Genomic DNA, 5,742 nt, shown 5'->3' on the forward strand with positions numbered 1-5,742 from the left:
GTCTTCAATGTGGCCGTTGACCGCCAGAATGACCTTGGGTGCGCGCACCACCCCGTTATGAGACCGAGCAGTCCAGCTGGTACCTTGCCTGGACAACTCAATGATTGGAGAGCGCTCATAAAGAGTGATTTCCCCTTCGAGCCCCGCTGCCAGTTCTCTGATGTATTGCGCAGGCTGAATCAACACTGCGCCGGGGGTATAGATCCCACCTTGGTAATAGGTTGACCCAGTGATTTCACGCATTTGCGCTGCATCAAACATCTCGAACTTTTCGCCAATGCGCTCAAGGGATTTGGCGTAATTGACGTTCAGCTTCAAGCCCCGCTCAGTGGCGGCCGCGTTGATCTTCCCTGAAGGATCGAAGGTGTCTGCAGACATGCCGTACTCGCGTGCGGCTTGCGCAGCAAAATCAATCGCGAAACGATTTTGCGTGATTTCCAGAGCCGTTGCAGACTCACTGGCAACGGAGTACTCCCCGGACGACAGACTGTGCGGCACATCGATCATGAAGCCAGAGTTTCTGCCTGCTGGCCCCTTGGCGACTTCATGAGCATCGACCACAACAATGCTGTCACCCGGGTGTAACTGTGAAAGTCTGCGAGCAGCGGACAGGCCGGCAAAACCGGCGCCGATAATCAGCCAATCCGCCGTCACGTTTCCATCAAGCATGCGGACAGGCGCAGTGCGTGCGGAAATCGCCTCCCAACCTGAAACCCCGGTGTCTACCGGCAGGCGCTTGATGGTATGGGTGCTCATTTTTCGGTCTCTTCATCCGACCGATCAGACACATCGATCCAGATGGTTTTGATTTCGGTGTACTGGTCGTGGGCAAAAATGGATTTGTCCCGGCCACCGAACCCTGATTCCTTGTAGCCGCCGAAAGGCGTCGACGCATCGCCCTCACCAAAGCAGTTCACAGTGACAATGCCGGCGCGGATTTCTCGCGACAACTTGATCGCCCGACGCAGACTGCCGGTATAAACCGAGGCCGCCAGGCCGTATACCGTGTCATTGGCCAGGGCAATGGCTTCAGAGATCGTATTGAAGGTGGTCACCGAAAGAATCGGGCCGAAGATCTCTTCCTGGAACAGCCGGTTGTCTCGACCGACACCGTCAATCACGGTTGGCTCTACGAAGGCACCGTCTTTGGTCGCACCACCGTAAACAACTTCAAGCTTTGCGGCGGTGGCGTGCTCAAGGTACGACTTCACTTTTGCGAAATGCTCTGGGCTGACCAGCGACCCTACGCGGTTTTGCGGATCAAGTGGGTCACCCATCTTCCATTCGCGGATGTAGGCGCCCATGCGCTCCAGCAGCTCGTCTTTAACAGACGCGTGGACGATCAGGCGCGAGGTCGCGGAGCAGTTTTCGCCCATGTTCCAGAACGCGCCGTTGACGACATGCTCGGCCACACGATCCAAGTCTTCGGCATCATCCATCACTACCGCCGGATTTTTCCCGCCGCATTCGAGCACGATGCGTTTCAGGTTCGAATCGGCTGCGTAATGCAGGAAACGGCGGCCGGTCGCAGTGGAGCCGGTGAAGCTCACCATGTCGACGTCGTTATGCAAGCCAATCGGCTCGCCGACCTCTTTGCCCGTGCCGGTCACAATGTTGAGGACACCGGCGGGTATACCGGCTTCAAACGCCAGCTGAGCGACACGTAACGTGGTCAGCGACGTTTGTTCGGCAGGTTTGACGATGACCGAGCATCCTGCGGCGAGCGCCGGGCCGATTTTCCAGGCCAGCATCAGCAGCGGGAAGTTCCAGGGCAACACGCAGCCCACCACGCCGATCGGCTCCCGAACGACCATGGTCAGCGCGTCGCTGCCCACCGGGGCGGTGTTGTCATAAATCTTGTCGATCAGTTCCGCGTGCCAACGCAGGGTGTGGATGGTGTCCGGCACATCGACCAGCTGACACTCACTAACAGGCTTGCCGCTATCGAGGCTTTCGAGGACGGCCAGTTCGTGTTGATGGCTTTCAAGCAGGCTCGCAAACTTCAGCAGAACAGCTTTGCGCTCCCTGGGAGAAATCGATCTCCAGCGTCCATCCTCGAAGGCCTCTTTGGCGTTACTCACCGCAAAGTCGACATCCTCGGACGAACAGGCAGCGACGTCTGTCAAAAACTCACCCGTTGCCGGGTTGTTCGTGGCGAAGGTTTTGCCAGAGATCGCGGGCTTGAACGCGCCATTGATGAACGCGTTGGATGGCAGCGAAATGTCTTTAGCCAGAGCGGCATATTCGGCCTTGCTCAGAAGATCACCCATGGCTGGCTCCCGAAGTAATGTTGGCTACGTTGCGTTTAAGTTCAGTAATGACCGACGCGAAACCCTGCTTTTCGTCCGCTTCAAGTGGCTGCAATRGCAGGCGCACGTTACCGACTTTCAATCCGGCAACTTCGCAGCCGTACTTGATCGACTGCACGAACTTGCCACCGTCCAGGGCATTCATCAGCGGCATCATTGCCGACATGATTTGACGGCCTTTGTCGAAGTTCTTTTCGATCACGCAGGCTTCATAAAGCGCAACGTGTTCCTTGGGCAGGAAGTTGGAACCTGCGCACACCCAACTGCGGGCGCCCCAGGCAAAAAACTCGAGGGCCTGGTCGTCCCATCCACAGGACAAGGCGATGTTGGGAAACTGCCGGGCCAGCATATGCACCTGGCCCATGTCGCCGGAACTTTCCTTGATGGCGACGACGTTTTTCGATTGACTGACACGCGTGAAATATTCTTCATCCATCGAAACGCACATGCGCCCCGGATAGTTGTAAAGCATGATCGGCAAGTCCGCTGCGCGATCGATCGTGAGCGCGTGAATCGCGTTTTCCTGTGAGGTTGGCAGCGCGTAAGGCGGGGACGTAACGAGAATGGCGTCCGCTTTGATCGATTTGGCATCCTTGGCGTACTGAACCGCATCTTCGGTACGAATCGCCCCGGTACTGACGATCAGTTGCACCCGAGTGCCGATCACATCTTTGGCGTAGGCCGCCAACTCGGTGCGTTCTTCCGAAGTCTGCGCATAATACTCGCCGGTCGACCCGCCGATAATAATGCCGTGCACCTTCGCCTCAATCAGCGATTCCAAAACTTCCGAGTACACATTCCAGTCAATCTCCCCATCAGAGTTATAAGGAGTTACTGCTGGCGTATAAATACCTTCAAATTTCAAGATAAATGCTCCGAATGCGAGTTACGTGGAAGGTCAACGAGCGCGTCAGCCTTGATGCCTTGAGGCGCGATAAAAATCTCCATGTTTTCACGGGACAGTTCCCAGTGTTCAAACACGAGATAAACGACGGCGCTTTGGTTAACTGTTGAATCCAGACTGGCATGGGCCAAGAAGGCGGTCAATAGAGTGTATTTCCGGCGTATACATTTCTAGAGGGATGCTTCACTCGTCATTAAAAATACTTTTTTCTTTGTTTTCAATGACTTGAAATTCCCTCATCAGAGCCGCGACGTCAATCGATAACATTTGTTTATGCATTGATAAGAGTAAATGTTTCTTGTTGATGCATCATTGCCGTCGTAGTCTTACAACAGCGATATTCTACCGACGAATTGGCGGCGAAGCTCACTTGTACACTCGTCCCATTAGTTAGGATCCGTTTGCCCGGGCTCGACTAAGGTACTGTAGAAATATTGCTATCGATGCAAACATCGGCATTTAAGAATTGTCTGCATTAGTAAGGACTCAGAAACGAAATGAGTGCACGGATGGCACCACCATCCAAGAAGGCACATTTTTCGTAAGACGCTTCCTGGACGTGGCAAACCGTTCCGGTTCGCGGATAGAAGCAGCACGGTTTGATGGTCTTGCATCCACAGACGGTACTGCGAACTCAAGACCGTTTAGCCTCATCTCGCTGAGCTGGCTGAATGTGTCGCCCCTTTGGTATTTTGGAGTGTGTTGACCGTGAGCACTAAATCGGCAGTTTCAAATCTTGTTGCGCAGCGCAAGCCTGACCATGCGCTGCCAGGTGCCCTCTATAGCGACCCGGATGTTTACAGGCAGGATCTGGAACAGATCTGGCACAAAAGCTGGATCTTCGCAGGGCACACATTTGAGCTGGAGAAGTCGGGTCAGTACCTGTCGCTGCAAATCGGCGATTACCCTGTCGCTATCGTGCGCGGCGCAGACAAGCAGATTCGTGCATTCCACAACGCCTGCCGCCATCGCGGCTCCAAGGTGTGCCCGGAAGCAAGCGGCAAGGTCGCCAAGCTGGTGTGCCCTTACCACAAATGGACATTCGAGCTGGATGGCAGACTGCTTTTCGCCGGGAACATGGGGGACGATTTCGACAAGTCTCAGCATGGTTTGAAACCCGTGCATTGTGAGGTCGTCGAAACCTACATCTATGTGTGCGTCGCTGACGTCGCCCCTGACTTTTCTTCATTCAGAAAGTCCGTCACCCCTTTCGTTGCGCCTCATAACCTGGACGACTGCAAAGTCGCGTTTGAGTCGAACATCATCGAGAAAGGCAACTGGAAACTGGTTTTCGAGAACAACCGCGAGTGTTACCACTGCGATTTTACTCACCCGGAATTGATGCACTCATTCGTCGACAACCCATCAGTGGGCGGCGCTGGCGGTGATGAGGATCTCGAACTCAAAGAGCATTGGGACCGCTGCGAAGCGGCAGGCCTGCCAAGCCGATTGGTCATGGACGAAGACGGTCGCTTCCGCATGACGCGCATCCCCCTGTTTTCCGGGGCCGTCAGCTACACAATGGATGGCAAGCCTGCGGTTGGCGGTCGCTTGGACACAACCGGTGAAGCCAACATCGGTGCGCTGCTTTATTTCAACTACCCATCGACCTGGAACCACTTTCTGGGCGATCACGCGCTGAGCTTCCGCGTTCTGCCCATCGGTCCGGGCGAGACGTTGGTCACTACAAAATGGATCGTCAAGAAGGACGCGCAGGAAGGTGTCGACTACGACATCGATCGCCTGACCAAGGTTTGGCTTGCAACCAATGACCAGGATCGCACCCTGGTGGAAGGCGCACAGGTAGGGGTCAGCTCCCCTGCTTACGAGCCGGGCCCGTTATCGGTGGCTAGCGAAATTGGTGTGTGTCAGTTTGATGACTGGTACTGCAAAACGATGCTTGAGCAACTCAATGACACGATCCCGTTAAGGTCTGTCGGCTAAGTGCAAAACTGCCGGTGGTGAGCACCACGAATGATCACCACCGGCACACCCAAACCTCTCCCCTCTGCGCAAACCGAGTCACTGCCCAGCCAGCACTCCTATCTTCTAAACGGCTCAGGAAAACTGGGCGAGAATCCAGTCTCGTAGTCGGCAACACGCTTCGTCGCTCACCCGGTCTTCACGGAAAGTCAGATAATGCTGGCTTTCATGGAGAACCACTTCCTGAYCGACTGGACGAACCAGTGATCCGTTTTCGATTAGATTCGCAACCAGATGATTCCATCCAAGGGCTACACCCTGGTGGGTCAAAACCATACTTATCACCAGGTTGTAGTCGTTTGCATTGAAAACGTGAGGGCTATCGTGAGGCCGCTTTTCAATATCGACATCGTGATAGGCCAGCCAAACGCCCCAGTCGACGTGCTCCGCTACCTGGGATCGGCCATAGGGGCTGAGATTTAGCAAAACCCCATCGCGCAACCCTTCCAGGCTGGACAGCTCAGGATGCTCCTCTTTATATCGAGGTGTGCACACCGGGTAGATGACGTCATGAAACAACGGATAACTACGATAACCATCCTGAAC

General features: G+C 54.8%; 5 protein-coding genes and 1 pseudogene. 1 reads left to right on the plus strand and 5 read right to left on the minus strand.

Annotation, left to right across the window (positions count from 1 at the left end):
- From AC1DVH_RS25070 to AC1DVH_RS25085, 4 genes and pseudogenes are all read right to left on the minus strand, one after another.
- A partial coding sequence (locus AC1DVH_RS25070) for an NAD(P)/FAD-dependent oxidoreductase (RefSeq protein WP_477756081.1) occupies nt 1-756 on the minus strand: 756 nt, incomplete at its 3' end.
- The gene (locus AC1DVH_RS25075) at nt 753-2,270 is read right to left on the minus strand and encodes an aldehyde dehydrogenase (RefSeq protein ID WP_477756082.1); all 1,518 of its coding nucleotides are present in this window, start codon (nt 2,268-2,270) and stop codon (nt 753-755) included. The genes AC1DVH_RS25075 and AC1DVH_RS25070, both read right to left, overlap by 4 nt.
- Complete coding sequence (locus AC1DVH_RS25080) at nt 2,263-3,174, minus strand: dihydrodipicolinate synthase family protein (protein WP_477756083.1); 912 nt, start codon at nt 3,172-3,174, stop codon at nt 2,263-2,265. Before AC1DVH_RS25080 ends, AC1DVH_RS25075 begins: the two co-directional genes overlap by 8 nt.
- A pseudogene (locus tag AC1DVH_RS25085) lies at nt 3,171-3,314 on the minus strand (GntR family transcriptional regulator); the annotation flags it as partial. The pseudogene AC1DVH_RS25085 and the gene AC1DVH_RS25080, both read right to left, overlap by 4 nt.
- Nucleotides 3,315-3,921: 607 nt before the next feature.
- Here AC1DVH_RS25085 and AC1DVH_RS25090 point away from each other — a divergent pair.
- Complete coding sequence (locus AC1DVH_RS25090) at nt 3,922-5,157, plus strand: aromatic ring-hydroxylating oxygenase subunit alpha (protein WP_477756084.1); 1,236 nt, start codon at nt 3,922-3,924, stop codon at nt 5,155-5,157.
- Between the two features lie 114 nt (nt 5,158-5,271).
- Here the strand turns inward: AC1DVH_RS25090 and AC1DVH_RS25095 are convergent.
- Nucleotides 5,272-5,742, minus strand: a 471-nt coding sequence (locus AC1DVH_RS25095) for a LysR substrate-binding domain-containing protein (RefSeq protein ID WP_477756085.1), incomplete at its 5' end; no start/stop codon positions are given.

This window comes from Pseudomonas sp. P4_C3 (assembly GCF_056402075.1).

Excerpts from the sequence above, each read along its gene's own strand:
- AC1DVH_RS25075 (WP_477756082.1), bottom strand. The coding sequence starts at position 2,270 with ATGGGTGATCTTCTGAGCAAGGCCGAATATGCCGCTCTGGCTAAAGAC.